Source organism: Aquaticitalea lipolytica, from assembly GCF_014641635.1.
GTDB lineage: Bacteria > Bacteroidota > Bacteroidia > Flavobacteriales > Flavobacteriaceae > Aquaticitalea > Aquaticitalea lipolytica.
This window is the reverse complement of record NZ_BMIC01000025.1, coordinates 1-1,535: the sequence shown is the minus strand read 5'-3', so window position 1 is coordinate 1,535 and position 1,535 is coordinate 1. Positions and strand designations below refer to the sequence as shown.

Genomic DNA, 1,535 nt, shown 5'->3' with positions numbered 1-1,535 from the left:
CAAAATCTATAACTTTTGATGACTTATTAGTTAAATTATTTGAAACCCAAATTAGCAATACTCAAAACATTGTAAATGCTAATGGACAAACCAAAAATTTTACAGACAATAACACTACTGAAAAATTTGTTTTTAAGAAAGATGGAACTCTTTACTTTTTTGGAACTGAAAAACAATTAAGTGTTAGAAAAGTAGAAGTTATTCCACTTCAATTTCGTTCAATAGAACTGCTTTCAGATCCACAAGGGAGTGGTACAATCGGCAGTCGAAATTTTAATTCTCAATCCAATTCGAACTATAATAATCAATACGATAACTTTAATACTAATAGAAACCAAAATTCACCAAATCAATTTTCCAACCAATCCAATCTATCTAGAACATCTAATAGTGAAATCAAATCGATATTGGATCTCATTCCAAGTGAAATTCAAGCCTCATTAGATATTAAAGTTGATTATGAGCTAAATAGTTTTTATGCCATTGGTGCCAGTACAGAGATAGAACGATTTAAAGCCTTTGTAAAAAATATAGACAAACCTGTCCCTGTTGTTTTAATTGAAGTAATGATTATTGAAGTAAGCAAAAACAACACTATCGAAACAGGAGTTAGTTGGGGTATTGGAGATAATCCATCAAACACAAAAGGTGGTATTTTTCCTGAAACAAACTTAACGCTTGGCGCACAAACTATAAATAATATTATTGGAGGCTTTAATGATTTTGCAAGCTTTAATATTGGTAAAGTGGTGCCTAATTTTTTTGCTACTATTAAAGCAATGGAAGCAAATGGAGATTTAAAAATTCGTTCTACACCAAAGCTAGCTACTTTAAACGGTCATAGAGCTACTTTTTCAAATGGTCAAACTTCCTATTATGCTGTAACACAACGTAACATTTATGGAACTGATAACCCTCAAACTACAGAATTTACAAACTATTACCCTATTGATGTTGAATTGGGACTGACAATTAAGCCCTCTGTATCTAGTGATGGTCAAGTACTTCTAGATATTTTTGTCATTCAATCAAGTTTTGGTCAGCGAATTGCTGACGATGCTCCACCAGATATTAACTCTAGGACATTTACTTCAATCATTCGTATGCAAGATCAAGATATAGCAATTTTAGGTGGATTAGAAGAACAATATAAAAATAATTCTGGATCAGGAGTTCCTTTTTTAGCTAGAATACCTGTGATCAAATGGCTCTTTAGTAAGCGTAAGCGCGAAGCGAGTAAGTCAAAATTAACTGTTCTGATTAAGCCTACAATAATTTATTAATGCTTCAAGATATTAAAACATATCTCTTATTTAAAAACCAATATTGCGGTATTGAGCATACTTCAAAAAATGGAGCTAATCGTTTATATGTAACTGTTTTAAACAAAAAAAAGAATGAGATTGATTTAAAAAACAATACTGAAGCGGATTCAATTGTAGAATTATCAAACATCTTGCCCCAAGATATTGGTGTATCATTATTAATCAATAATGAGCATGTCATCACAAAAAAAGTTGAAAACAATGTTTCAG

General features: G+C 31.1%; 2 protein-coding genes. Both read left to right on the top strand.

The features are described from left to right. The coding region (locus tag IEW41_RS14420) for a type II secretion system protein GspD (protein ID WP_373282969.1) at nt 1-1,283 on the top strand (1,283 nt) is incomplete at its 5' end. After that, a partial coding sequence (locus IEW41_RS14415) for a hypothetical protein (RefSeq protein WP_188607079.1) occupies nt 1,283-1,535 on the top strand: 253 nt, incomplete at its 3' end. The genes IEW41_RS14420 and IEW41_RS14415, both read left to right, overlap by 1 nt.